A 24,751-nucleotide genomic window follows, 5' to 3' on the forward strand; every position below is an offset into this window, starting at 1 on the left:
TGCCGGGCAGGCCGCAAGGCCTGCCGGGGGAGAGGCCTGAGCGAGGTTCGGGCCATTGACTGACCAGCGCCTGTGGCCTGTGTAGGCAGGCGCTCAAGAACAATCTAAATCATGGCTTCCAGTGTTTTGCGTGATGCGCGTCGCATTGTGGTGAAGGTGGGCTCCAGCCTCGTGACCAACGAGGGTCGGGGCCTGGATGAGGCGGCGATTGCGCAGTGGAGTCAGCAGCTCGCTGCCTTGGTGCGCGGCGATGCGGACGGCACCCCCCGTGAAGTCGTGATGGTTTCGAGCGGCGCGATTGCCGAAGGCATGAAGCGCCTGGGCTGGAAAGTCCGGCCCAAGCAGATCCATGAACTGCAGGCCGCCGCGGCCGTGGGACAGATGGGCCTGGCCCAGATGTATGAAACCAAGCTGCGCGAGCAGGGCGTGGGCAGTGCCCAGGTGCTGCTGACCCATGCCGACCTGGCCGACCGCGAGCGCTATCTGAATGCCCGCACCACCTTGCTGACCCTGCTGGGCCTGGGCGTGGTGCCGGTCATCAACGAAAACGACACGGTCGTCAATGACGAAATCAAGTTCGGCGACAACGACACTTTGGGGGCCCTGGTGGCCAACCTGGTTGACGCCGACGCGCTGGTGATCCTGACCGACCAGAAAGGTCTGTACACCGCCGATCCGCGCAAGCATTCCGATGCCCGCTTCGTCGACGAAGCCGAAGCCGGCGATCCGGCGCTCGAAGCCATGGCCGGCGGTGCGGGCTCGAGCATAGGCAGCGGCGGCATGATCACCAAGATCCTGGCCGCCAAGCGCGCCGCAGCCTCGGGAGCGTCCACGGTGATTGCCTGGGGGCGCGAGCCCAATGTGCTGGGCCGGCTGGTAGCGGGCGAAGCCATTGGTACCTTGCTGGTGGCGCAGACACCGAAAAACCAGGCCCGCAAGCGCTGGATTTCCGACCATCTGCAGCTCAAGGGCTCGGTCAGCGTCGATGAGGGTGCGGCGCTGAAGCTGCAAGATGAAGGCAAAAGCCTGCTGCCCATCGGCATGACGGGCGTGGAAGGCAACTTCTCGCGCGGCGATGTGATTGCCGTGCGCAATGCGCAGGGCGAGGAAATCGCGCGCGGGCTGGCCAATTATGCGAGTGCCGAAGCGCGGCTGCTGTGCCGCAAGAGCTCGGCGCAATTCGAGCAGTTGCTGGGTTATACGGCCGAGGCGGAAATGATCCACCGCGACAACATGGTGGTACCCGGCCACTGAAGTGAAGCCCCCCCTGAGCGTCTTCGACGCTTCCCCCTCTCAACCTTCGGTGGAGGGGGACGGCAGCCTCGGTGCGGGGCGGCCCTTCCTCGCTGCCCCCTTGCTGGGGCGCGCCAGTGTCATGGGCTGGAGGTCGCGTAGGCGCCTGGCCCGCGGTGGCTCAGCCCGTCTTGTGCGTCTTGGCCTGTTCTGCTTCGGCGCGCAGGCTGGCCGCGTTCAGATCGGTTTGCGGATCGGGATCGAAGCTCGCGCCTGGCGGCAACTCCAGGCCCGGATGGAGCAGGCCGATGGCGGTGCGCATCGGTAGCGCACAGAGGTTTTGTGGGTCGTCCTGTTCGCGGTGGCGCATGCCGCTGCGCAGATAGCGGTTGCGCTGCTCATGGCGGGGCAGGTAGCGCGCCAATTCGGTCAGCGCCATTTCATAGACGCCGCGCTTGAACTCGACCACGGCTTCCAGCGGAACCCAGTAGTCGTTCCAGCGCCAGGCGTCGAATTCAGGATGGTCAGTGGCCCTGAGGTTCAAATCCCAGTCATGGCCCAGTAGCTGCAGCAAATACCAGATCTGCTTTTGGCCTCTGTAATGTCCGCGCGCATCGCGGCGGATATACCGGTCTGGCACCTCGTAGCGCAACCAGTCCCGGGTTCGGGCGACCACGCGAACGTGATCGGGCTTCAGACCCACCTCTTCGTGCAATTCCCGGAACATGGCTTGCTCCGGAGATTCCCCCCGGTCAATGCCACCTTGCGGGAACTGCCAACTGTGGGTGCGGATGCGTTTGCCCCAGAACACCTGGTTCTTGTGGTTGAGCAGGATGATGCCGACGTTCGGGCGAAATCCGTCCCGGTCAAGCATAATCGAACCCCAATTTTTTAAATTGCGTCCATTATGCATGGTGCTATGCCTCCGGCAAGCGCGCCCGCCTGATTTCCGCTGTACTGTGACCCCATGAAAGCCTCTCAATTCTTCATCTCCACCTTCAAAGAAGCTCCGGCGGATGCCGAGGTGGTCAGCCATCAGCTCATGATGCGTGCAGGCCTGATCAAACGATTGGGCGCCGGCATCTACAACTACATGCCCATGGGCTTGCGCGTGATCCGCAAGGTCGAGGCCATCGTGCGCGAAGAGATGAACCGCGCCGGTGCCGTGGAAGTGTCCATGCCCGTGGTCCAGCCCGCCGAGCTGTGGCAGGAAACCGGCCGCTTCGAGAAGATGGGTGACGAGCTGCTGCGCATCCAGGACCGCCACGGCCGTGACTTCGTGATCCAGCCCACCAGCGAGGAAGTGGTCACTGACATCGCTCGCCAGGAGCTGCGCAGCCACAAGCAGCTGCCCAAGAACCTCTACCAGATCCAGACCAAGTTCCGCGACGAGCGCCGTCCGCGTTTCGGCCTGATGCGCGGTCGCGAGTTCATCATGAAGGACGCCTACAGCTTCGACAAAAGCCGTGACGCGGCCCAGCTGAGCTACCAGAACATGCGCGCCACCTACCAGCGCATCTTCGACCGTTTTGGTCTGAGCTACCGCGCCGTGCGTGCCGACAGCGGCGCCATCGGCGGTGACCTGAGCGAAGAGTTCCAGGTCATTGCGTCGACGGGCGAAGACGCCATCGTCTACTGTCCCGCCAGCGACTACGCGGCCAACCTCGAGAAGGCCGAAGCCCTGGCACCCACGGGCACACGTCCCGCGGCTGCCCTGGCCCTGACCCAGACCGCCACGCCGGGCAAGAGCACCTGCCCCGATGTCGCCGAGCTGCTGGGCGTTGCGCTGTCCACCACGGTGAAGTCGCTGGTGCTGGCCACGGACGAACTCGACGACAAGGGCATTCTGGTCAAGAGCCATGTCTGGCTGCTGCTGCTGCGCGGCGACCACGACATGAACGAGATCAAGGTCGCCAAGGTGCCCGGCCTCGATGCGGGCTTCCGCTTCGCGACCCAGGCCGAAATCGAAACGCATTTCGGCTGCAAGCCCGGCTACCTGGGCCCGTTGAACCTGCTGCAGCCCGTGACCCTGGTCGTGGACCGCGATGTGGCAGTCATGGGCGACTGGATTTGCGGCGCCAATGTGGAAGGCTTCCACATGACCGGCGTGAACTGGGGTCGTGACCTGCCCGAGCCGGCCCTGGTGGCCGATCTGCGCAATGTGGTCGCCGGTGACCTGTCGCCGGACGGCAAGGGCGTGCTGGCCATCGAGCGCGGCATCGAAGTCGGCCACGTGTTCTACCTGGGCGACAAGTACTCCAAGGCCATGAACGCCACCTTCCTGGGTGACAACGGCAAGCCCGCGTTCTTTGAGATGGGCTGCTACGGCATCGGCATCACGCGCCTGCCGGCCGCTGCGATCGAGCAGAACCACGACGAGCGCGGCATCATCTGGCCCGACGCGATTGCGCCCTTCACCGTGGTGCTGTGCCCCATCGGCATGGCCCGCAGCGAAGCCGTGCAGGCCACCGCCGGTGGTCTGTACGACGCGCTGATCGCGCTGGGCGTGGACGTGATCCTCGACGACCGTGACGAACGTCTGGGCGCCATGCTCGCCGATTGGGAGCTGATCGGCGTGCCGCACCGCGTGGTCATTTCCGACCGCGGCCTGAAAGAAGGCACGGTCGAGTACCAGCACCGCCGCGAGACCGAAGCCAGCAAGGTCGCGCAGGACGGCATTCTGGACCATCTCAAGGCTCGGTTGGGCCTGTGATGCCCTCAGGCCGCACCGCTGCACCCCTGCCGCGGTCCGCGGCCGCGGGGCTGCGCCGGCGCGGCCTGCTGGCTGCGCTGCCGGCCGCCTTGGTCGGTGCAGCCTTGCCGGCGCATGCCGGCGGCCAGCTCGAGGAGCCGCTGGCTGACTCCGTGCGCACGGCGCTGCGCGCGGCCGTGGTCAGCCAGGGGCCGCCGGAACTGGTGTTTGCCTCGACCGAGGCCAAGCTGTCCTATCTGCGTTGGCTGGCCGCGATGAGCGACCGCCTGTATCGCCGCAAGGCCGACGCCGCGGTGCGGCGCGAATTCCTGCAGACGGTCTGGTACGAGTCGCGGCGCGCGGGTCTAGACGTGAGCCTGGTGCTGGGCCTGATCGAAGTCGAAAGCGCTTTTCGCAAATTCGCGATCTCCAGCGTCGGCGCGCGTGGCTATATGCAGATCATGCCGTTCTGGGTGCGGGTGATAGGCGATGGCGATGCGGGCAAGCTGTTCCACATGCAGACCAATCTGCGCTTTGGCTGCGTGATCCTGCGCCATTACCTGGACCGCGAGCGGGGAGACGCCTTCATGGCCCTGGGCCGCTACAACGGCAGCCGGGGCAAGCCGCCTTACCCCAATGCCGTTTTTGCCGCCCAGCGCAAATGGCTGTACGAGCCCGGCGACACAAGCCGGATCTGATCAGGGGGCGGATGGCGTGTCGGTAGTGGCGGCTTCGCTGCCCAGCCGCGAGACCATGACCTGGTCGATGCGATAGCTGTCCACGTCCAGCACTTCAAACTTGTAGCCACCCCAGTTGACGCTATCGGTGCGCCTGGGCACGCGGCGCAGCATCACCATCAGAAAGCCGCCCAGGGTGTCGTATTCGTCGTCGTGGGGCAGGGAGTCGAGCGAGAGCGCGCGCAGCACGTCGCCCACGGGCGTCACGCCGTCGATCAGCCAGGAGCTGGCGTCGCGGCGCACGATTTGCTCTTCGTACTCCATGTCCACCATGTCGCCCATCACCGTGCTCATCACGTCGTTGAGCGTGACCACGCCGACCACCAGGCTGTATTCGTTGATGATGATGGCAAAGTCTTCATGCACCTGGCGAAACTGGTCCAGCACTTCGGTCAGGGTCAGCCGGTCGGGAACGACCAGGGCCTTGTGCACCAGGGTCTCGTCGCGCAGCGAAATCGGCTGGTTGGTCAGGGCGCGCTGGAACAGGTCCTTGGCATCCACGTAGCCGATGATGTGGTCGATGTCGCCGTCACAGACCGGGTAGGTGGAGAACGGCTCGGCGGCGATGCGCAGCCGCACCACTTCCTCGGTGTCATCGCGCAAGAAGTAGGCGACGCGGTCGCGCAGCGTCATGGCCGAGGACACGGTGCGCGAGTCGAGCTCGAACACATTGGCAATCATCTGCTGCTCGCGCTGGGCCAGCATGCCGGCGCGGGCGCCGGCTTCGGTCATGGCCAGGATGTCGTCGGAGGTGATGCGCTCGTCGCGCTGGGTCGGCAGGCTCAGCAGCTTGAACAGGAGATCGGTGGTGCGGCTGTAGAGCCAGACGATGGGCTTGAACAGCGACATGCACCATTGCATGGGCGCTGCCACGCGCAGCGCCACCGCCTCGGATTCGGCCATGCTCAGGCGCTTGGGGATGAGGTCGGCAAAGACGATGAACAGCGAGGTGATGATGAAGAATGACGTCAGAAAGCCCAGCGTTGCGGCCGTGTTCGCAGCAAACCAGAGCTCGAAGATGCGCGTGAAATGCGGGCTGAAAGCGCCTTCGCCCACAATACCGCCAAGAATGGCGATGGCGTTCTGTCCAATCTGCACCACCGTGAAATAGTAGCCCGGCTGATCCTGCATGCGCATCACACGCTCGGCGCGTGGGTCACCCTCGTCGGCCAGCTGCCGCAGGCGCATGCGCCGCGAGGCGGCCAGGGAGATTTCGGCCATCGAGAAAAAGGCGCTGAGGGCGATCAGCAGGGCAATGGTGAACAGACTTTGGGACAGACTCATAGGCAGATAACCGGAAAGAAGGCCGCGAGAGAGGCCTCGCAGCGGGGCGCCATTGCATCATACAAAGTTTGCATGGCGACGAAAAAGCCGCCCGAAGGCGGCTTTTGGGTGCAAGCTCAGGGGCAGGCCCGCTGAATCAAGCCTTGGCTTCCAGCAGTTGCTGGAGTTCGCCCGACTCGTACATCTCCATCATGATGTCCGAGCCGCCGATGAATTCACCCTTGATGTACAGCTGGGGAATGGTCGGCCACTGGCTGTAGTCCTTGATGCTTTGGCGGATTTCCTGGTCTTCCAGGACGTTGACCGTGGCGATGGTCTTGGTGTCCACGCCGCAGGCCTTGAGGATTTGCAGCGCGCGGCCGGAAAAGCCGCACTGGGGGAAACTGGCGTTGCCCTTCATGAACAGCAGGATGTCGTTATTCTTGACGAGGTCGTCGATGCGTTGGTGGGTATTGTTCATGGTGGCTCCAAAAGTGGGCGGCCGCGCGTGCGGCATGGGGTACACCCGGGATTATTTCACTGTCTGTCCAAATGCGTCATGCACCCGCCCGTGCAACGGGCAATGCCTGCCAAATCATTGTGGCTTTGCACCTCGCCAAAGCCCGCATCGCGCAGCAGGGCCTGGACGGCTTCGGCCTGGTCCCAGCCGTGCTCGATCAGCAGCCAGCCGCCGGGCGCCAGCCGCGCGGGTGCCTGGGCGACGATGGCGCGAATGTCATCCAGCCCGTCACTGCCGCTGGCCAGCGCCGACAACGGCTCGTGCGTCAGGGCCGCCAGGTGCGGGTCATCGGCGGCGATATAGGGCGGATTGGTGACGATGGCGTCGAATACCAGGTCCGGCGCGAGTGCCTGCAGCCACGAGCCCTGGGCGAATTGCACGGGCAGGTGCAGTGCCTGGGCATTGAGCGCGGCCACGGCCAGCGCGTCGGCGCTGGCATCCACGGCCCAGACGCTGGCATCGGGGCGCTGGTGCTGCAAGGCCAGGGCGATGGCGCCGCTGCCCGTGCCCAGGTCGACGATGCGCGGTGCATTCCAGTCGGCCAGCACTTGCAGCGCCCAGTCGACCAGGGTTTCGGTGTCGGGGCGCGGGTCCAGTACGCGCGCATCGATGTGCAGCGCCAGGCCGTAGAACTCCTTGTGGCCCGTGAGGTAGGCCACGGGCTCGCCCGCCAGGCGCCGCGCGCAGAGCTGGTCGAAAGTCTGTTGCTGCGCGGGTGTGAGGGCATCCGTGTCATGCGTCAGCAACCACGCGCGGCCGGCATCGGGTTTGTCCAATGCATGCAGCAGCAGCATCTGGGCATCGATGCGGGCCAGGCCGTCCTGTTGGGCCTGGTGCAGGGCTTGTTGCAGGTTCATGGTCAACCGTTGACTTCGAGTTCCGCCAGTTGCTCGGCTTCGCGCGCATGCTGCAGCGCCTGCAACACGTCGCCCAGATCGCCTTCCATCACGTACAGCAGCTTGTAGAGCGTGAGGTTGATGCGGTGGTCGGTGATCCGTCCCTGGGGGAAATTGTAGGTGCGGATGCGGTCGGAGCGGTCGCCGCTGCCGATCAGGCCCTTGCGCTGGGCGGCTTCCTTGGCCGCGCGCTCGCTGCGTTCCTTTTCCTGGATGCGCGCCTGCAGCACCTGCAGGGCCTTGGCCTTGTTGGCGTGCTGGCTGCGGCCGTCCTGGCATTCGGCGACGATGCCCGTGGGCAGGTGGACCACGCGCACGGCGGAGTCGGTCTTGTTGATGTGCTGGCCGCCGGCGCCGGACGCGCGGAAAGTGTCGATGCGCAGGTCGGCAGGGTTGAGGGTGACGGCCTGGGTCTCGTCGGGCTCGGGCATCACGGCCACGGTGCAGGCGCTGGTATGGATGCGACCCTGGGTTTCGGTGGCGGGTACGCGTTGCACGCGGTGGCCGCCCGATTCAAAGCGCAGCTTGCCGTAGACCTGGTCGCCGCTCACGTGCAGCACGATTTCCTTGTAGCCACCGACTTCGCTGTCGCTGGCGCTCATGACTTCGACTTTCCAGCCCACGCTGTCGCAGTAGCGGGTGTACATGCGCGCCAGATCGGCCGCGAACAGTGCCGATTCGTCGCCACCGGCGCCCGCGCGGATTTCCAGGTAGGCGTCGCGCGCATCGTCGGGGTCCTTGGGCAGCAGCAGGCGCTGCAGCTCTTCTTCGAGCTGGGCCAGTTCGGCCGTGGCGCCGGCGATTTCTTCCTGCGCCATGTCGCCCATTTCGGGGTCGGTCAGCATTTCCTGCGCTTCGGCCAGGTCGGCTTCGCGCTGCACAAAGCGGGCGTAGCGTCCGGCCACGGCAGTCACTTCGGCGTGTTCGCGCGAAATTTTCCGGTACTGGGCCATGTCGCTCATGATGTCTTCGCGCGACAGCAGGAAGTCGAGCTCTTCCAGGCGTTGGGCGAAGCGCTGTAGCTGGCTGCGGAGAAAGGTTTGCATGACAGTGCGGGGCAGTTGCGCTATGCAGGACATAGCTGGAGAAAAGGGCTTGGATGCAAGGACCTGGGCACAGGTCGGCGGGCCGGCCGGCGCGCAGCCGGGGGCCAGGCCCGTCAGGGCCAGCGGCGGGCGCCGCTAAAGAGAGGTTTTGCGGCCCTGCGAGCGCAGGAACAGGCGGGAGACGGCTTGCACCGTCTGGGCGCGTTGGGCGGTGTCGCCCGAGTGCAGCTCGGTCATGGTGCCGTGCAGCATTTTCTGCGTCAATCCGCGCGACAGGGCTTCGAGCACCGTGTCCAGGTCTTCGCCCTTGGCGATGCGCTTCTTGGCACGCGCGATTTCGGCGGCGCGCCAGACATCGGTCTGCTCGTGCAATTGCTGGATCAGCGGAACGACGCCGCCCTGGGGGCTGCGCTGGTCCATCCAGTGCAGAAAGCTCTGCACGCCGCTGTCGATGATGGCTTCGGCCTGGGCCACGGCGGCCTGGCGGTGGGCCTGGGCGGTCTGCACCACGTGGGCCAGATCGTCCACGGTGTAGAGATAGACGTCGCGCAGCGCCTTGACTTCGGGTTCGATGTCGCGCGGCACGGCCAGGTCGACCATGAACATGGGCCGGTGCTTGCGTTTCTTCAGGGCGCTCTCGACGGCGCCCAGGCCGATGATGGGCAGGCTCGAGGCCGTGCAACTGATCACCGCGTCGTATTCGTGCAGGTGGTCGGGCAGCTCGGACAGGCGCATCACGTCGGCGCCAAAGCGGGCGGCAAGCTTTTCGCCGCGCTCCATGGTGCGGTTGGCGATGGTGATGTGCTGCGGGTTCCTGGCCGCGAAGTGCGTGGTCGCGAGCTCTATCATTTCGCCCGCGCCGACAAACAGGATGCGGATCTTGCCCAGGTCTTCGAACAGCTGGCTGGCCAGGCGCACGGCAGCCGCGGCCATGCTGATGCTGTGCTCGCCGATTTCGGTGGAGCTGCGCACTTCCTTGGCCACGGCGAAGCTGCGCTGGAATAATTGGTTGAGTGTGGTGCCCAGGGCTCCGGCGGTTTCGGCGGCGCGCACGGCGTTCTTCATCTGGCCGAGGATTTGCGCTTCGCCCAGCACCATGGAGTCGAGACCGCTGGCGACGCGAAACGCATGGCGCGCGGCCAGGCCTTCTTCGAGTACGTAGGAGTGCGAGCGCAGTATTTCGGGGCTGACGCCGCCGCTGCGTGCCAGCCAGTTCAGCGTGTGGTCCAGCGCCGGGGTGTCGGCTGCGCAGTAGATTTCGGTGCGGTTGCAGGTCGACAGGATGGCGGTTTCCACACCGTCATGGCGGCCGGCAGTGACCAGCGACTGGCGCAGGCCCTGCAGCGTCGGCGCGATCTGATCGAGCGCAAACGCAAAACGACCCCGCAAATCAAGCGGAGCCGTGTGGTGGTTGATGCCTAACGCCCAGACTGCCATAGACGGTCATTATAAAATTTATGCAACACTTTGACATCCCCCGCTTGCATAAGCCTTGATCTGGATCATTCGACATGGGCTTTCTCCCCGCGCTCTACCATTTGCTGAACTTTTTCGCGCCGGCCCTGGCCGTTGCTCTGGGGCTGGCGGTGGGTGCCCGTTTTGTCCTGTCTTCCACCCCTCAAACGCCTGCTTGGTGGTCGCAGGTAGCTATCAATTTTGCTGTTGGTGGCGGCGTTTTGCTGGGCGGGTTGTGGTGGTTTGGGCGTGATGGCAAGCTTGCCACCTATGCCGCGCTGGTGGTGTTATGTGCCTGTTGCCAGTGGGTTCTCTCGCGCGGCTGGCGCCGTTGATTCCATGGTTGTCTGGGCGGCGGCCTGCTCCAGCAGCCAGTGGCGAAAATCCAGCAGGGCTGACGTGGGCTCGCGCGCCGCGGGCCGGCACAGAAAGTAGCCGCGCTCTATTTGCACCGCCTGGGGGATGGCGATGACGATGCGCCCCGCGGCCAGGTCGTCTTCTATCAGGCAGCGCTGTACCACGGCCACGCCCATGCCGGCGATCACTGCCTGCACCAGCAGGGACACCAGTTCGAAGTCGGCGGCGGGCGCGGGCACGACGCCGGCAAAGCGCACATGCTCGCACCAGCGTCCCCAGTTGCCCTGGTAGTTGGTATGGGCCAGCAGCGGGCGGCGCAGCAGGTCGGCAGGGGTGCGGATGGCCTGGGGGCCCTGCAGGTCCTGGGGGCGGCAGATAGGCACCAGTTCGCGCCCGACGATGTAGTCGGCCGCCACGTGGGCGGGCCAGGGGTCCTGGCCTATGCGCAGCCAGCCATCGATTTCCGGCGCGCTGATGGCATCGTCGCGGCGGTAGGGAGCAAACGACAGCAGGACATTGGGAAAGCGCGCGCTGAAGTCGGGCAGGCGTGGAATCAGCCAGTGGCTGAACAGCGTGGGCGTGACCGACAGGCGCAGTCGCGGGCCGGTATGACGGCGGCGCACATGGGCCGAGGCTGCCTCTATGGTCAGTATGGCCGGCCCCACGGCATCAAGGTAGGCGCGCCCGGCGGGCGTGAGCACGCTGCGCCGGCCCTGGCGCTCGAACAGCGCCAGTCCCAGGTGCTCTTCGAGCCGGGCGATGGCGCGGCTGATCGCTCCCTGGGTCACATGCAGGTCTTCGGCCGCCAGCGAGAAGCTGCCCAGGCGGGCCGCGGCAGCAAAAGCGTGCAATTCGGAGAGAGAGGGGGAGTGCATGCGCATGGCGCGGCCAATTATGACGGTTGGTAATAGCTGTGTGACATTTTGTCTCTTTTCGCCTGGACCTTGCCTGCCCAGAATGCTTGCTTCAGAACAACATCCATAAGAGAGCACCCATGGCCTTGCGTAGAACCCTGTTGTCCAGCCTTGCAGCCTGCGCTGCGACCGCCTTGCTGGCGCCCCTGGCCCATGCCCAGGGCGATTACCCCACCCGTCCCCTGCGGCTGATCGTGCCCTTCGGCGCGGGCGGATCGACCGACATGGTCGCGCGTCTGCTGGCCGACAAGATGGGCCAGGTGCTGGGCAAGGCCGTGGTGGTCGAGAACCGCGGCGGCGCGGGCGGCGCCATCGGTGCCGATGCCATCGCCAAGGCCGCGCCCGACGGCTACACCATTGGCATGGCCACGGTGTCCACGCACGGCGCCAACCCGGCCATCGTCGCCAAGTTGCCCTATGACGCGATCAAGGATTTCGCGCCCATCACCAACGTGATGTCCGTGCCCAGCGTGTTCGTGGTCCACAACAGCGTGCCGGCCAAGACCATGAAGGAGTTCATTGCCCTGGCCAAGGCCCATCCCGGCAAGTACACCTTTGCTTCGCCCGGCACCGGTTCGCTGGGCCACGCCAACATCGAAAACTTCATGAACCTCGCGGGCATCGACCTGCTGCACATCCCTTACAAGGGCGCAGGCCAGGCGATCAACGACGCGCTCGCCGGTCAGGTCTCGGCCATGACCGACAACCTGCCTTCGACCCTGCCGCACATCAAGTCCGGCAAGCTGCGTCCCCTGGCCGTGCTGGCCTTGAAACGCAGCGACGTGCTGCCCGATGTGCCCACCTATACCGAGATGGGCTACCCCGGCATGGGCGACGGCGGCTGGTTCGGTCTGGTCGCGCCCGCGGGCACGCCGCCGGCCATCATTGCCAAGCTCAACGCCGCGGCCCACAAGGTCATGGCCATGCCCGACTACCTGGAAAAGCAAAAAGGCATTTCCGGCGAATCCATGGCCAATACGCCCGCCGAATTCAGCAAGCAGATCACTGCCGCCATCGACCGTTACACGGCCGTGGCCAAGCGCGCCAACATCCGTATTGATTGATGCAGTTGCCTGATTTTCTGCAAGCCCGGCCGGACACCCCGGTCGTGCTGTCCCCGCCCACCGCGCCGGCCTTGCCGCTGGTCTGCGACTCGCCGCACAGCGGCACGGCCTACCCGGCCGACTTCGGCCACAGCGTTCCGCTGTCGCTGCTGCGCCGGGGCGAAGACACGGATGTACACCGGCTCTGGGAGCGTTGGCCCGCCCACGGCGCGACGCTGCTGGCAGCGACCTTCCCGCGCACCTATATCGATGTCAACCGCTCCGCGGACGACATCGATCCGGCGCAGCTGGCCGATGTCTGGCCGCTGCCGCTCACGCCCAGCGTCAAGACCCGCCAAGGCCTGGGACTGATATGGCAGCGCATCATCCGCGACGGCGTGCCCACGCCCTTGTACGACCGCCGGCTCAGCGTGGCCGAAGTGCAGTCGCGCCTGCAGCGCTACTGGCAGCCCTACCATGCGGCCTTGCAGCAGGCGATCGATGACAGCGTGGCGCGTTTTGGGGGCGTATGGCACCTGAATCTGCACTCCATGCCCAACGACGTCTACCTGCGACTGGGTCGCACGGACGCCCATCTGGCCGATTTCGTTCTCGGCGACCGCGACGGCACGACCTGCGCGCCCGAGTTCATTCGCCTGGTGGGCGAGTTGCTGCAGGCCGGTGGCTACAGCGTGGCCTACAACGAGCCCTACAAGGGCGTGGAACTGATCGGCCGCATAGGCCAGCCCCAGCTCAACCGCCACAGCCTGCAGATCGAGATCCGCCGCCCGGTCTACATGGACGAAGACACGCGCGAGCCCAATGCCGGCTTCGCGCCCCTGCAGGCCCACCTGGAGAAGGTGATGCAGGGCGTGGCCGACTATGTGCGCGCGCAGTTGCCTTTGGGCGTCGCGGCCTGACTTTCAGGTAACCAAGGAAAAACCCGGCCTGGCCGGGTTTTTTATATCAGGGCGCTGGTCGATGTCGCCGAGCACCTGGGAAGGGCGTTATCCGCCGCCGCCGGGCCGCCCCAAGGCGGCGGACGGCCCCCTCGGGGGGCAGCGGCTACGCGAAGCGAGCAAGCGTGGGGGCCCTATTCAAGCAGCCGCGCTGAACAGATCCACGCGGTCGCTGATGATGCCGTCCGTGCCCAGGTCCAGCAGGCGTTGCACGGCCCACTCGTCGTTGACGGTGTAGCTGATGCAGCGCATGCCCAGGCCGTGGACCTGTGCCACGCGTTCGGGGGTCCACAGGGCGTGGTTGAAGACCATGGCCACGCAGCCCAGGTCCTGGGCAATGCGGAAATCGGCATCGTCCGCCGCGAGCTTGTCGACCAGCAGGCCGCGGGGAATGTGCGGCGCGGCTTCCTTGGCAGCCTGCAGGGCGGCGGGCTTGAAGGAGGTGAAGAAGGGCTGAACGGCATCCAGGGGCCAGATGCGGTTCATCAGCTCGGCGACGGCACGGCCGGTCTCGGCTTCCTGGCCGGGCGTGGGCTTGATTTCCACGTTCAGGCAGTAGTGGTTGGCCAGGCACCAGCGGGCCAGGGCTTCGAGCGTGGGCAGGGCTTCGCCCGCGTAGGCGCGCGAATGCCAGCTGCCGGCGTCGAGCTGGGCGATCTCGCCCATGGACAGGTCGCTGCCCTTGCCGCGGCCGTTGGTCGTGCGCTCCAGCGTGGCGTCGTGCAGCAGGAACAGCACGCCGTCCTGGCTGAGCTTGGCGTCGCATTCAAACATGCGCCAGCCATGGGCGGCGCCCAGGCGGAACGCGCTCATGGTGTTCTCGGGTGCAAGCTTGCCTGCGCCGCGGTGGGCGATCCAGCGGGGATAGGGCCAGGAGGTGGAGGGGGCGGTCATCGCAAATCCATTTAAAACGATGGGGGATGTGAAAAGAGAGCCACTCGGGCTCTCTTGGGGTGGCGCTTAGATTCGCTTGCCGGTTTCGGCGTTGAACCAGTGCAGGCGGCGCTCTTCGCGCGGCTGGATGCGGATGGTGTCGCCGGCCTTGGGGAAGGCCTGGGCTTCCTCGATGCGCACGGTGACGATTTCACCACCCACGGTGCCGTAGACCAGACGCTCGGCGCCCAGCAGTTCGACAGTGATGATTTCCATTTCCCAGCCGCCGCTGGTCACGATATCGATGTGCTCGGGGCGGATGCCCAGGATCTGGCCGGGCTTGCCGCCGGGCGCGTTCTTCAGCAGGTTCATGGGCGGCGAGCCGATGAAGCTGGCGACGAACGTGGTGGCCGGGGTGTTGTAGACCTCTTCGGGCGTGCCGAACTGGTCCATCACGCCGCCGTTCATGACGATCATGCGCTGGGCCAGGGTCATGGCTTCGACCTGGTCGTGGGTCACGAACAGGCTGGTGATGCCCAGTTCGTGGTGCAGCTTCTGGATTTCGATGCGGGTCTGGGCGCGCAGCTTGGCGTCCAGGTTGGACAGCGGTTCGTCAAACAGGAAGACCTTGGGCTGGCGCACGATGGCCCGACCCATGGCCACGCGCTGGCGCTGGCCGCCCGAGAGCTGGCGCGGCTTGCGGTCAAGCAGGTGGCCCAGTTCGAGGATCTTGGCAGCCTTGTCCACGCGCTGCTTGATTTCTTCCGCGGGCACCTTGGCGATCTTCAGGCCGTAGGCCATGTTTTCGAAGTTCGTCATATGCGGGTACAGCGCATAGTTCTGGAACACCATGGCGATGTCGCGCTGGGCCGGTTCCAGGTTATTGACCACGCGGTCGCCGATGGAGATGTCGCCGCCGGAAATTTCTTCCAGGCCGGCGATCATGCGCAGCAGCGTCGATTTGCCGCAGCCCGAAGGCCCGACGATGACGATGAATTCACCGTCCTTGATGTCAGCGTTGACGCCGTGGATCACGGGAACTGCGGTTTTGCCGCTGCCGTAGCGCTTGACGACGTTCTTGAGAGTAATGGATGCCATGGGAGTATTCGTTCAGATCGTTCAGATATTCAAAAGGAGCGGATGCCTGGGGCTTATTTCTCGGTGTCCACCAAGCCCTTCACGAACCACTTTTGCATCAGCATGACCACAGCGGCCGGGGGCAGCATGGCGATGATGGCGGTGGCCATCACGATGTTCCAGTCCACGGCGGCTTCGCCGCCGGCGAGCATGCGCTTGATGCCGATCACCACGGGGTACATGTCTTCGCTGGTGGTCATCAGCAGCGGCCACAGGTATTGATTCCAGCCATAGATGAACTGGATCACGAACAAGGCGGCCACCGAAGTCTTGGACAGCGGCACCAGAATGTCCTTGAAGAAACGCATGGGGCCGGCGCCGTCGATGCGCGCGGCTTCGACCAGCTCATCCGGCACCGACAGGAAAAACTGGCGGAACAGGAAAGTGGCCGTGGCCGAAGCGATCAGCGGCAGCGTCAAACCGGCGTAGCTGTTGAGCATGCCCAGTTCAGCGACGACCTTGTAGGTTGGCAAGATGCGCACTTCCACCGGCAGCATCAGCGTCAAGAAGATGGCCCAGAAGCACAGCATCTTGAAGGGGAAGCGGAAGTAGACGATGGCAAAGGCCGACAGCAGGGAGATGGCGATCTTGCCCACGGTGATGACCATGGCCGTGACGAAGCTGACCCACATCATGTGCACGACGCTGGTGTTCGAGCCCAGCTTGCCCGAGCCGAGCAGCGCGGCCTTGTAGTTCTCCCACATGTGGGAGCCGGGCAGCAGCGGCATGGGGGACTGGACAATCGCATCCGCGGTGTGCGTGGACGCGACGAAGGCCAGGTACAGGGGGAAGGCCACGATCAGCACGCCCACGATCATCACGAGGTGGGACAGGACAGTGATCCAGGGACGGCGGTCAACCATGGGAAGGCTCCAGATTCACAAAAACAGGTGCGTTGAAGGCGTAAGTCATCAGTACTGCACCTTCTTTTCGACGTAGCGGAACTGGACCACCGTCAACACCACCACGATCAGCATCAGGATCACCGACTGGGCAGCGGAGCTGCCGAGGTCCAGCGACTTGAAGCCGTCCTGGTAGACCTTGTAGACCAGGATGGACGTCGATTGGCCCGGGCCGCCGGCCGTTGCCGCGTCAATGATGCCGAAGGTATCAAAGAAGGCGTAGACGATGTTGATCACCAGCAGGAAGAAGGTGGTTGGCGACAGCAGGGGCAGCTGGATGTTCCAGAACCGGCGCCAGGGTCCGGCACCGTCGATGGAAGCGGCTTCGATCAGCGACTTCGGAATCGATTGCAGGCCGGCCAGGAAGAACAGGAAGTTGTACGAGATCTGTTTCCACACCGAAGCCAGAACGACCAGGGCCATGGCCTGGCCTTCGTTCATGATGTGGTTCCAGTTGTAGCCGAGCTCGCCAAGGTAGTGGGCCACGACGCCGATAGACGGCGAGAACATGAACACCCACAGCACGCCGGCAATCACGGGCGCCACGGCGTAAGGCACGATCAGCAGTGTCTTGTACAGCATGGCCGCGCGCACGATGCGGTCGGCAAAAATGGCCAGTCCCAGAGAAGTCACGATGCCAACGCCTGCCACCAGCACCGAGAAGAAGGCGGTGCGCAGGAAGGAATTGAGGTACGTGGGGTCACCGAGCAGGTTGCGGAAGTTCTCCAGACCCACCCATTCGGTGCTCATGCCAAAGGCATCTTCGATCTGGAACGACTGGAGCACGGCCTGGGCGGCGGGCCAGAAGAAGAAGATGCCAATGATCAGCAGCTGGGGCATGATCAGCACCCAGGGCAGCCATGTAGAGCGGAAAAGTACGCGTTTTTCCATGGGGTTCACAAACAAAAAAAACCGCCGAGCCCCATCGGGGAGCTCGGAGGATTGGAGGGCGCTGGCCACGCCTGGTGTGAAAAGCGAATCGAAACGAATCGAGTCGAAACGCTTAATCCAGCGAATATGCGCGTATTGTGCCTAGCTGGCAGCGGCTATGCCAGAGGTAAAACCTCTGCATAGCCAAATAAAGGGCTTTTGACTTGCGTGAAAAGCTTACTTCTTGTTGGCGCGCTCAAAGCGGACCAGCAATTCGTCGCCACGCTTGACGATGGAGTCCAGGGCTTCCTTGCCAGACTTCTTGCCGCTCCAGACCTGTTCGAGTTCTTCGTCCTCGATGGTGCGGATCTGCACGTAGTTGCCCAGGCGGATACCGCGCGAGTTGTCGGTGACCTTGCGGATCATCTGCTGCACGGCCAGATCGGTGCCGGGGTTCTTCTGGTAGAAGCCCGACTTGTTGGTCAGGTCGTAGGCGGCCATGGTGATGGGCAGGTAGCCCGTGCGCTGGTGGCTGGCGGCCTGGACCTTGGTCTGCGACAGGAAGCTGAAGAATTCGGCCACGCCCTTGTACTCGGCAGCCTTCTTGCCGGACATCACCCACAGCGATGCGCCACCGATGACGGTGTTCTGGGGCGCGCCCTTCACGTCAGGGTAGTAAGGCAGGGCTGCCAGGCCGTAGGAGAACTTGGCGTTCTTGGCCACGTCGCCGTAGAAGCCCGACGAGGTCTGGATCATGGCGCATTCACCCGAAGTGAACGAAGCCTGTGCCGAGGAGGCACGGCCCTTGTAGACGAACTCGCCAGCGGCTGCAGCCTTGGCCAGGTTGTCGATGTGCTTGACGTGCAGCGGCGAGTTGATCTTCAGGCGCGCGTCCATGCCGGCCAGGCCGTTGGCCTTGGTGGCGAATTCCACGTTGTGCCAGGTGGAGAAGCTCTCCAGCTGGGTCCAGCCTTGCCAGGCCAGGGTCATGGGGCAGCTGTGGCCGCTGGCCTTGAGCTTCTTGGCGGCTTCGAACCATTCAGGCCAGGTCTTGGGCGCGACGTCGGGGTTCAGGCCGGCCTTCTTGAAGGCGTCCTTGTTGTAGTAGGCGATGGTGGTCGAGCTGTTGAACGGGAAGCTCAGCATCTGGCCGTTGGGGGCGGTGTAGTAACCGGCCACGGCGGGGATGTAGGCCTTGGGGTCGAAAGCCTGGCCGGCGTCCGACATGACCTTGCCCACGGGCACGGTCGCGCCCTTGGAAGCCATCATGGTGGCCGTGCCGACTTCGAACACTTGCAGGATGTGGGGCGCATTGCCCGAACGGAAGGCAGCGATGGCGGCCGTCATGCTTTCGTCGTAGACACCCTTGAAGGTGGGGACGACCTTGTATTCCTTTTGGCTTTCATTGAACTGCTTGGCCAGGTCATTGACCCACTCGTTGTTCACGGCCGTCATCGAATGCCACCACTGGATCTCGGTTTGGGCCTGGGCGGAAACGCAGGTGGCGGCGATGGCGGCGGCAATGGCCAAAGGTTTGAAATTCATGAAAACTCCTGGAGTCGAAACGAAAGAACAATCCACCCATGCTAGGTAGTGGGTGTGACATATATGTGTCATTGATTGTGCGCATATGCCGCGTGTCACATCAACGCGTAAACCCGCAGCCCGCCTGGCTGGTCAAGGATTAGTGGCAAAAATGTGAAAGAACCGTAACGCGGGCGAAATTGCATTCTAGGTCACGGCCCAGGGCTGATTTGCGCGTTTTTCAGGGGAAAACACGGATTGTTGTCGTATCGATTCTTTTCCTTTTGACGCGTTTTTGTTTGCTGCAAACGCCCGCTCCGCCGGGGGCCATCGCCAGTGCGGATGCATCAAGTAACAGTGGCAGGCTTAAAATCTCGATCCCCATGGCACAGGGTGTACAAAACGCCCAACACGGTCTACCCCATGAATCTTCCGATTGCGCAGGCAGCCTTGCTGGCAAAGGCTGCCGAACCTGCTCGTCTCCGAGAAATCCCCTACAACTACACTTCTTTCTCCGACAGAGAGATCGTGATCCGGTTGCTGGGCACGTCCATGTGGGACGTGTTGAATCAGCTGCGCGAAGAGCGCCGCACGGGCCGCTCCGCCCGCATGCTCTACGAGGTGCTCGGCGATATCTGGGTGGTGCAGCGCAACCCCTATCTGCAGGACGACCTGCTGGACAATCCCGAGCGCCGCAAGTCGCTGGTCGATGCGCTCCAGCACCGCCTGGCCGAAGTCAACAAGCGCCGTGAACCCAACGTGGACCCCGAGCGCGATGCACTGGTGGGCCAGCTGGTCGAAGCCGCGCGTGGCGCGGTCGTGGAGTTCAACACCACTTTCGAGGCCGCCACCGAGCTGCGCCGCCGCGTGCAGCGCACGCTGGGGCGCCTGACGGCCAAGGACAACATCAAGTTTGACGGCCTGTCGCGCGTCAGCCACGTCACCGACGCGACCGATTGGCGCGTCGAGTACCCGTTCGTGGTGCTGACGCCGGACACCGAAGTCGAGATGGCCGGTCTGGTCAAGGGCTGTATCGACCTGGGACTGACCATCATTCCCCGGGGGGGCGGCACGGGCTACACCGGCGGCGCGATTCCCCTGACCTGGCGCAGCGCGGTGATCAACACCGAAAAGCTCGAAGCCATGACCGAGGTGGAGATGCTGCGCCTGCCGGGCCAGCCCCAGGAAGTGGGCACGATCTGGACCGAAGCCGGCGTGGTGACGCAGCGCGTGGCCGATGCGGCCGAGCGCGCGGGCTTTGTGTTCGCGGTTGACCCGACTTCGGCGGAAGCCTCCTGCATTGGCGGCAACGTCGCCATGAATGCCGGCGGCAAGAAGGCCGTGCTGTGGGGCACGGCGCTGGACAATCTGGTCAGCTGGCGCATGGTCACGCCCGATGCACAATGGCTGGAAGTCACGCGCACCGACCACAACATGGGCAAGATCCACGACGCCGAAGTGGCGACGTTCGAATTGCGCTATTTCGAAGCCGACGGCAAGACGCCGGTGCGCAGCGAAATCCTGACCATTCCCGGCAAGAGCTTCCGCAAGGAAGGCCTGGGCAAGGACGTGACCGACAAGTTCCTGTCGGGTCTGCCGGGCATCCAGAAGGAAGGCTGTGACGGTCTGATCACCAGCGCGCGCTGGGTGGTGCATCGCATGCCCGAGCACACCCGCACGGTGTGCATGGAGTTCTTCGGCAATGCCAAGGACGCCGTGCCCAGCATCGTCGAGATCAAGGACTTCATGTTCGCCGAGCAAAAGCGCTCGGGCGTGCTGCTGGCCGGTCTGGAGCATCTGGACGACCGCTACCTGAAGGCCGTGGGCTACGCCACCAAGAGCAAGAAGGGCAACGGCCATCTGCCCAAGATGGTGCTGCTGGGCGACATCGCCGGCGACAACGCCGACGACGTGGCGCGTGTGGCCGCCGAAGTGGTGCGCATCGCCAATTCGCGCAACGGCGAAGGCTTCACCGCCGTGAGCGCCGAAGCGCGCAAGAAATTCTGGCTGGACCGCAAGCGCACGGCCGCCATTTCGCGCCACACCAACGCTTTCAAGATCAATGAAGACGTGGTGATCCCTCTGCCGCGCATGGCCGAGTACACCGACGGCATCGAGCGCATCAACATCGAGTTGAGCCTGCGCAACAAGCTCAAGCTGTGCGACGCGCTGAATGACTTCTTTGCCGCGGGTAATCTGCCCCTGGGCAAGCAGGACGATGCGGGAGAAATTCCTTCGGCGGAGCTGCTCGAAGACCGCGTCCAGCAGGCGCTGGAGCTGATCGGCAAGGTCCGTGCGCAATGGGCCGGCTGGCTGGCCGACGTGGCCACGCTGTTCCCCGAGCTGCAGGACCACAGCCTGCGCGCGAGCTGGAAAACCCAGATCCGCGCGCCGCTGGCGCAGGTGTTCTCGGGCGTGGCTTTCAAGCCCATCCTCGATGCCATGCAGGCCATTCACCAGAAGGTGCTCAAGGGCCGCGTCTGGGTGGCGCTGCACATGCATGCCGGCGACGGCAATGTGCACACCAATATTCCGGTCAACAGCGATGACTACGAAATGCTGCAGACCGCGCACGAAGCCGTGGCCCGCATCATGGTGCTCGCGCGCCATCTCGACGGTGTGATCTCGGGCGAGCACGGCATCGGCATCACCAAGCTGGAATTCCTCACGGACGAAGAGCTGGCGCCGTTCGCGGCCTACAAGCAGCGCGTCGATCCCGAAGGGCGCTTCAACAAGGGCAAGCTGATCCGCAATGCCCACCTGGCCACGGCCGGCCATGTGCACGACGGCCATGTCGCGCGCGAATCGCTGATGTACTCGGATCTGACCAACGCCTACACGCCGAGCTTCGGCCTGATGGGCCACGAGTCGCTGATCATGCAGCAGTCGGACATCGGCGCGATCGCCGATTCCGTCAAGGACTGCCTGCGCTGCGGCAAGTGCAAGCCGGTGTGCGCCACCCACGTGCCGCGCGCCAACCTGCTGTACAGCCCGCGCAACAAGATCCTGGCGACTTCGCTGCTGGTCGAGGCCTTCCTGTACGAAGAGCAGACCCGCCGCGGCGTGTCGATCAAGCACTGGCAGGAATTCGAAGACGTGGCCGACCACTGCACGGTCTGCCACAAGTGTCTCAACCCCTGCCCGGTCAAGATCGACTTCGGCGATGTGACCATGAACATGCGCAACCTGTTGCGCAAGATGGGCAAGAAGAGCTTCAATCCGGGCAACAAGCTTACGATGACGTTCTTGAATGCGACCAATCCGGACACCATCAAGCTGATGCGCAAAGCCATGGTGGGCGTGGGCTTCAAGGCCCAGCGCTTCGCCGTGGACCTGTTCAAGAGCGTGAGCCGCAAGCAGACCAGCCGTCCGCCGTCGAGCGTGGGCAAGCCCGCGATCAAGGAGCAGGTGATTCACTTCGTGAACAAGAAGCTGCCCGGCGGCCTGCCCAAGAAGACGGCGCGTGCGCTGCTGGACATCGAGAACAAGGACTACGTCCCCATCATCCGCGACCCCAAGACCACCCAGGGCGACACCGAGGCAGTGTTCTACTTCCCCGGTTGCGGCTCGGAGCGCCTGTTCAGCCAGGTGGGTCTGGCCACGCAGGCCATGCTGTGGCATGCAGGCGTGCAGACGGTACTGCCGCCAGGCTACCTGTGCTGCGGCTATCCACAGCGCGGCAGCGGCCAGTTCGACGTGGCCGACAAGATGATCACCGACAACCGCGTGCTGTTCCACCGCGTGGCCAATACGCTCAACTACCTGGACATCAAGACCGTGGTGGTGAGCTGCGGTACCTGCTACGACCAGTTGCAAGGCTACGAGTTCGACAAGATCTTCCCGGGCAGCCGCATCATCGACATCCACGAGTTCCTGCTGGAAAAGGGCATCACCCTGGGCCAGGCCGGTGGCTATCTGTACCACGACCCCTGCCATACGCCGATGAAGCTGCAGGACCCGATGAAGACCGTCAAGGGCTTGATGGGCGATCAGGTGCTCAAGAGCGAGCGCTGCTGCGGCGAGTCCGGCACGCTGGGTGTGAGCCGTCCCGACATTTCCACGCAGATCCGCTTCCGCAAGGAAGAAGAGCTGCGCAAGGGCGAAACCCAGCTGCGGGCCGACGGCGCCTTGGGCGCGCAGGACAACCTCAAGATCCTGACCAGCTGCCCGAGCTGCCTGCAAGGCCTGAGCCGCTACGGCGACGACCTGCAGAACGGCCTGCTCGAAGCCGACTACATCGTGGTCGAAATGGCGAACAAGATCCTGGGCGAGAACTGGATGCCCGAGTACGTGCAGCGCGCCAACGAAGGCGGTATCGAGCGGGTGCTGGTGTGAACGCGCAAGCGCTTCACGATCCCGCCTGCCCGCTGTGCACCGCCGCGGGCGGCGTGCTGGTGTGGCAGGGCGCGCGCCTGCGCGTCATCCGCGCCGAGGAGCCGGGTTTCCCGGCGTTCTACCGTGTGGTCTGGACCGATCATGTGGCGGAGTTCTCCGATCTGTCGGCGCCCGAAAGCGTGCTGTGCATGCAGGTGGTGACGGCCGTGGAGCGCGTGCTGCGCGAGCAGCTGCAGCCCGCCAAGATCAATCTGGCGGCGCTGGGCAACATGGTGCCGCACCTGCATTGGCATGTGATCGCGCGCTTTGACTGGGACAGCCATTTCCCCGCCGCGATCTGGGCCCCGGCCCAGCGTGCGCGCTTGCCCGAGCGCGAAGCCGCGCTGGCGGCGCGCCTGCCGGAAGTCGAGGCCCGCCTCGTTGCTGCACTGCAGCCCTGGTCTTGAAATTTTCGAAGAAAGCAGGTTTGTCATGGCAGGTTTGAAGCCCGGAATCCCTACCCCCGCGTCCCTCACGGTGCACGGTGCGTCGCGCGTGCTCGAAGTGGGTTACTCCGATGGAGCGCAGTTCCGCATCCCCTTCGAGCTGCTGCGCGTGTATTCGCCTTCGGCCGAAGTCCAGGGCCACGGCCCGGGCCAGGAAGTGCTGCAGCACGGCAAGCGCAATGTCGACATCGTTGCCGTCGAGCCCGTGGGCAACTACGCGATCAAGCCGATCTTCAGCGACGGCCACGAAAGCGGTCTGTACACCTGGGTCTATCTGTACGAGATGGGCAGCCAGCAGGAGGCGCTGTGGGCGCAATACCTGCAGCGTCTGGCGGACGCCGGCGTGGACCGCGACACGCCCATGGCCCCCAAGTCCTCGGGGCACGGCTGCAGCAGTCACTGAAGTACCCCCTGAGCCGCTCCGCGGCTTCCCCCTGGAGGGGGACGGCAGCCTCGGTGCGGGGGGCCGCCCAGGTGCGGCCCTTCCGCGCTGCCCCTTGCTGGTGCACGCCAGTTGCGTAGACACGCAGGCCATGGATGGCGGATGGGCATTCAAGCCGTTCTCTACGGACAATCCCGGGTCCGCGAGGGCCGGGATGCTATATTAATAGTAGCTTCAGGCGCATGAGCAGTCTGTTTGCCAGACGTATTTTATTTTTGAAGCAGGCGTGGCAAGCCCTGCGACTCCACAGGGTTGTCGCTGTACGCATGCCGCCGGCTTGCTTAGCATTCTTTGCATATGAGCTCCACACATTTCGGTTTCGAGTCGGTTGATGAACAGGACAAGGCGCGCCATGTGCGCGGTGTCTTCGATTCGGTCGCGACCAAGTACGACGTGATGAACGACTTGATGTCGGGCGGCTTGCACCGCGCCTGGAAGGCCTACACCGTGATGGTGGCCAACCTGCGCGAAGGCAGCAAGGTGCTGGACATCGCCGGCGGTACCGGCGATCTGGCGCTGGCGTTTTCCAAGAAGGTCGGTGCCAGCGGCGAAGTCGTGCACACCGACATCAATGAAGCCATGCTGAGCGTGGGCCGCAGTCGGCTGATCGACAAGGGCGTGCTGCTGCCGACCCTGGTCTGCGATGCCGAGCAACTGCCTTTCCCGGATGCGCATTTCGATGTGGTGAGCGTGGCCTTCGGCCTGCGCAACATGACGCACAAGGACGTCGCGCTGCGCGAGATGTGCCGCGTGCTCAAGCCGGGCGGTCGCCTGCTGGTGCTGGAGTTCTCCCGCGTCGCCAAGCCGCTGACCAAGGCCTATGACTGGTATTCGTTCAAGGTGCTGCCCAAGCTGGGCAAGCTGGTGGCTGGCGATGACGCGAGCTACCGCTACCTGGCCGAGTCGATTCGCATGCACCCGGGCCAGGAAGAACTCAAGACCCTGATGAAGCAATGCGGATTCGGGCATGTGGACTATCACAACATGACAGGTGGCATCGTGGCCCTGCATGTGGGTATCAAGTGCTGAGTAGCATGTAGGCTGTGATCGCGAGTGCAGATGAGCGAT

Annotated in this window: 22 protein-coding genes; 10 read left to right on the forward strand and 12 right to left on the reverse strand. The window is 64.2% G+C overall.

Annotated elements, in window-relative coordinates:
- Positions 1-111: 111 nt before the first annotated feature.
- Complete coding sequence (proB, locus tag N0K08_RS22305; protein ID WP_261502623.1) at positions 112-1,254, forward strand: glutamate 5-kinase; 1,143 nt, start codon at positions 112-114, stop codon at positions 1,252-1,254.
- A gap of 160 nt (positions 1,255-1,414) precedes the next feature.
- Here the strand turns inward: proB and N0K08_RS22310 are convergent, their stop codons facing one another.
- Positions 1,415-2,107, reverse strand: a complete 693-nt coding sequence (locus tag N0K08_RS22310) for an RNA pyrophosphohydrolase (protein WP_261502721.1) — start codon at positions 2,105-2,107, stop codon at positions 1,415-1,417.
- Between the two features lie 93 nt (positions 2,108-2,200).
- Here N0K08_RS22310 and N0K08_RS22315 point away from each other — a divergent pair, with 93 nt between their 5' ends.
- On the forward strand, positions 2,201-3,946 hold the full coding sequence (locus tag N0K08_RS22315) for a proline--tRNA ligase (protein ID WP_261502624.1): 1,746 nt from the start codon (positions 2,201-2,203) through the stop codon (positions 3,944-3,946).
- Positions 3,946-4,623, forward strand: coding sequence for a lytic transglycosylase domain-containing protein (locus tag N0K08_RS22320; protein ID WP_261502625.1), 678 nt, complete (start codon positions 3,946-3,948; stop codon positions 4,621-4,623). Before N0K08_RS22315 ends, N0K08_RS22320 begins: the two co-directional genes overlap by 1 nt.
- Here N0K08_RS22320 and N0K08_RS22325 read toward each other — a convergent pair whose 3' ends face one another.
- The 5 genes from N0K08_RS22325 to hemA form a co-directional block, all read right to left on the reverse strand.
- Positions 4,624-5,946 (reverse strand): hemolysin family protein, encoded by a 1,323-nt coding sequence (locus N0K08_RS22325; RefSeq protein WP_261502626.1) that lies wholly within the window; start codon positions 5,944-5,946, stop codon positions 4,624-4,626.
- Positions 5,947-6,082: 136 nt separating this feature from the next.
- Positions 6,083-6,406, reverse strand: a complete 324-nt coding sequence (gene grxD / locus N0K08_RS22330; RefSeq protein ID WP_261502627.1) for a Grx4 family monothiol glutaredoxin — start codon at positions 6,404-6,406, stop codon at positions 6,083-6,085.
- 56 nt (positions 6,407-6,462) lie between these two features.
- Entirely contained in the window at positions 6,463-7,302 is an 840-nt protein-coding gene (prmC, locus tag N0K08_RS22335; protein ID WP_261502628.1) for a peptide chain release factor N(5)-glutamine methyltransferase, read from the reverse strand.
- A gap of 2 nt (positions 7,303-7,304) precedes the next feature.
- Complete coding sequence (prfA, locus tag N0K08_RS22340; RefSeq protein ID WP_261502629.1) at positions 7,305-8,387, reverse strand: peptide chain release factor 1; 1,083 nt, start codon at positions 8,385-8,387, stop codon at positions 7,305-7,307.
- A 135-nt stretch (positions 8,388-8,522) separates the two neighbouring features.
- Positions 8,523-9,824, reverse strand: coding sequence for a glutamyl-tRNA reductase (gene hemA, locus N0K08_RS22345; protein WP_261502630.1), 1,302 nt, complete (start codon positions 9,822-9,824; stop codon positions 8,523-8,525).
- 74 nt (positions 9,825-9,898) lie between these two features.
- Here hemA and N0K08_RS22350 point away from each other — a divergent pair, with 74 nt between their 5' ends.
- Positions 9,899-10,177, forward strand: a complete 279-nt coding sequence (locus N0K08_RS22350; RefSeq protein ID WP_261502631.1) for a hypothetical protein — start codon at positions 9,899-9,901, stop codon at positions 10,175-10,177.
- Here the strand turns inward: N0K08_RS22350 and N0K08_RS22355 are convergent.
- Entirely contained in the window at positions 10,130-11,080 is a 951-nt protein-coding gene (locus tag N0K08_RS22355) for a LysR substrate-binding domain-containing protein (protein ID WP_261502632.1), read from the reverse strand. The two genes, N0K08_RS22350 and N0K08_RS22355, sit on opposite strands and share 48 nt — an antisense overlap.
- 113 nt (positions 11,081-11,193) lie before the next feature.
- Here N0K08_RS22355 and N0K08_RS22360 point away from each other — a divergent pair, with 113 nt between their 5' ends.
- Positions 11,194-12,177, forward strand: a complete 984-nt coding sequence (locus N0K08_RS22360; protein ID WP_261502633.1) for a tripartite tricarboxylate transporter substrate binding protein BugE — start codon at positions 11,194-11,196, stop codon at positions 12,175-12,177.
- Entirely contained in the window at positions 12,177-13,076 is a 900-nt protein-coding gene (locus N0K08_RS22365; protein ID WP_261502634.1) for an N-formylglutamate amidohydrolase, read from the forward strand. Before N0K08_RS22360 ends, N0K08_RS22365 begins: the two co-directional genes overlap by 1 nt.
- Before the next feature lie 177 nt (positions 13,077-13,253).
- Here N0K08_RS22365 and ugpQ read toward each other — a convergent pair whose 3' ends face one another.
- From ugpQ to ugpB, 5 genes are all read right to left on the reverse strand, one after another.
- Positions 13,254-14,009, reverse strand: a complete 756-nt coding sequence (gene ugpQ / locus N0K08_RS22370) for a glycerophosphodiester phosphodiesterase (protein ID WP_261502635.1) — start codon at positions 14,007-14,009, stop codon at positions 13,254-13,256.
- Between the two features lie 66 nt (positions 14,010-14,075).
- A complete protein-coding gene (locus N0K08_RS22375; protein WP_261502636.1) occupies positions 14,076-15,086 on the reverse strand; it encodes a sn-glycerol-3-phosphate import ATP-binding protein UgpC in 1,011 nt (336 codons plus the stop codon).
- Positions 15,087-15,139: 53 nt separating this feature from the next.
- Positions 15,140-15,988 (reverse strand): sn-glycerol-3-phosphate ABC transporter permease UgpE, encoded by an 849-nt coding sequence (ugpE, locus tag N0K08_RS22380; protein WP_261502637.1) that lies wholly within the window; start codon positions 15,986-15,988, stop codon positions 15,140-15,142.
- A 48-nt stretch (positions 15,989-16,036) separates the two neighbouring features.
- Entirely contained in the window at positions 16,037-16,918 is an 882-nt protein-coding gene (gene ugpA, locus N0K08_RS22385) for a sn-glycerol-3-phosphate ABC transporter permease UgpA (protein ID WP_261502638.1), read from the reverse strand.
- A gap of 216 nt (positions 16,919-17,134) precedes the next feature.
- Entirely contained in the window at positions 17,135-18,442 is a 1,308-nt protein-coding gene (ugpB, locus tag N0K08_RS22390; RefSeq protein WP_261502640.1) for a sn-glycerol-3-phosphate ABC transporter substrate-binding protein UgpB, read from the reverse strand.
- A 402-nt stretch (positions 18,443-18,844) separates the two neighbouring features.
- On the opposite strand from ugpB, the gene N0K08_RS22395 reads away from it, so the two are divergent.
- From N0K08_RS22395 to ubiE, 4 genes are all read left to right on the forward strand, one after another.
- On the forward strand, positions 18,845-22,756 hold the full coding sequence (locus N0K08_RS22395; protein ID WP_261502641.1) for an FAD/FMN-binding oxidoreductase: 3,912 nt from the start codon (positions 18,845-18,847) through the stop codon (positions 22,754-22,756).
- Complete coding sequence (locus N0K08_RS22400) at positions 22,753-23,202, forward strand: HIT family protein (RefSeq protein WP_261502642.1); 450 nt, start codon at positions 22,753-22,755, stop codon at positions 23,200-23,202. The genes N0K08_RS22395 and N0K08_RS22400 overlap by 4 nt, the downstream gene beginning before the upstream one ends.
- Positions 23,203-23,227: 25 nt before the next feature.
- A complete protein-coding gene (locus tag N0K08_RS22405) occupies positions 23,228-23,644 on the forward strand; it encodes a DUF971 domain-containing protein (protein ID WP_261502643.1) in 417 nt (138 codons plus the stop codon).
- A 336-nt stretch (positions 23,645-23,980) separates the two neighbouring features.
- On the forward strand, positions 23,981-24,712 hold the full coding sequence (ubiE, locus tag N0K08_RS22410; RefSeq protein ID WP_261502644.1) for a bifunctional demethylmenaquinone methyltransferase/2-methoxy-6-polyprenyl-1,4-benzoquinol methylase UbiE: 732 nt from the start codon (positions 23,981-23,983) through the stop codon (positions 24,710-24,712).
- The last annotated feature ends 39 nt before the right edge of the window (positions 24,713-24,751 follow it).

The organism is Acidovorax bellezanensis (assembly GCF_025421555.1).
In the GTDB taxonomy this organism is placed as follows: Bacteria; Pseudomonadota; Gammaproteobacteria; order Burkholderiales; family Burkholderiaceae_C; genus Comamonas; species Comamonas bellezanensis.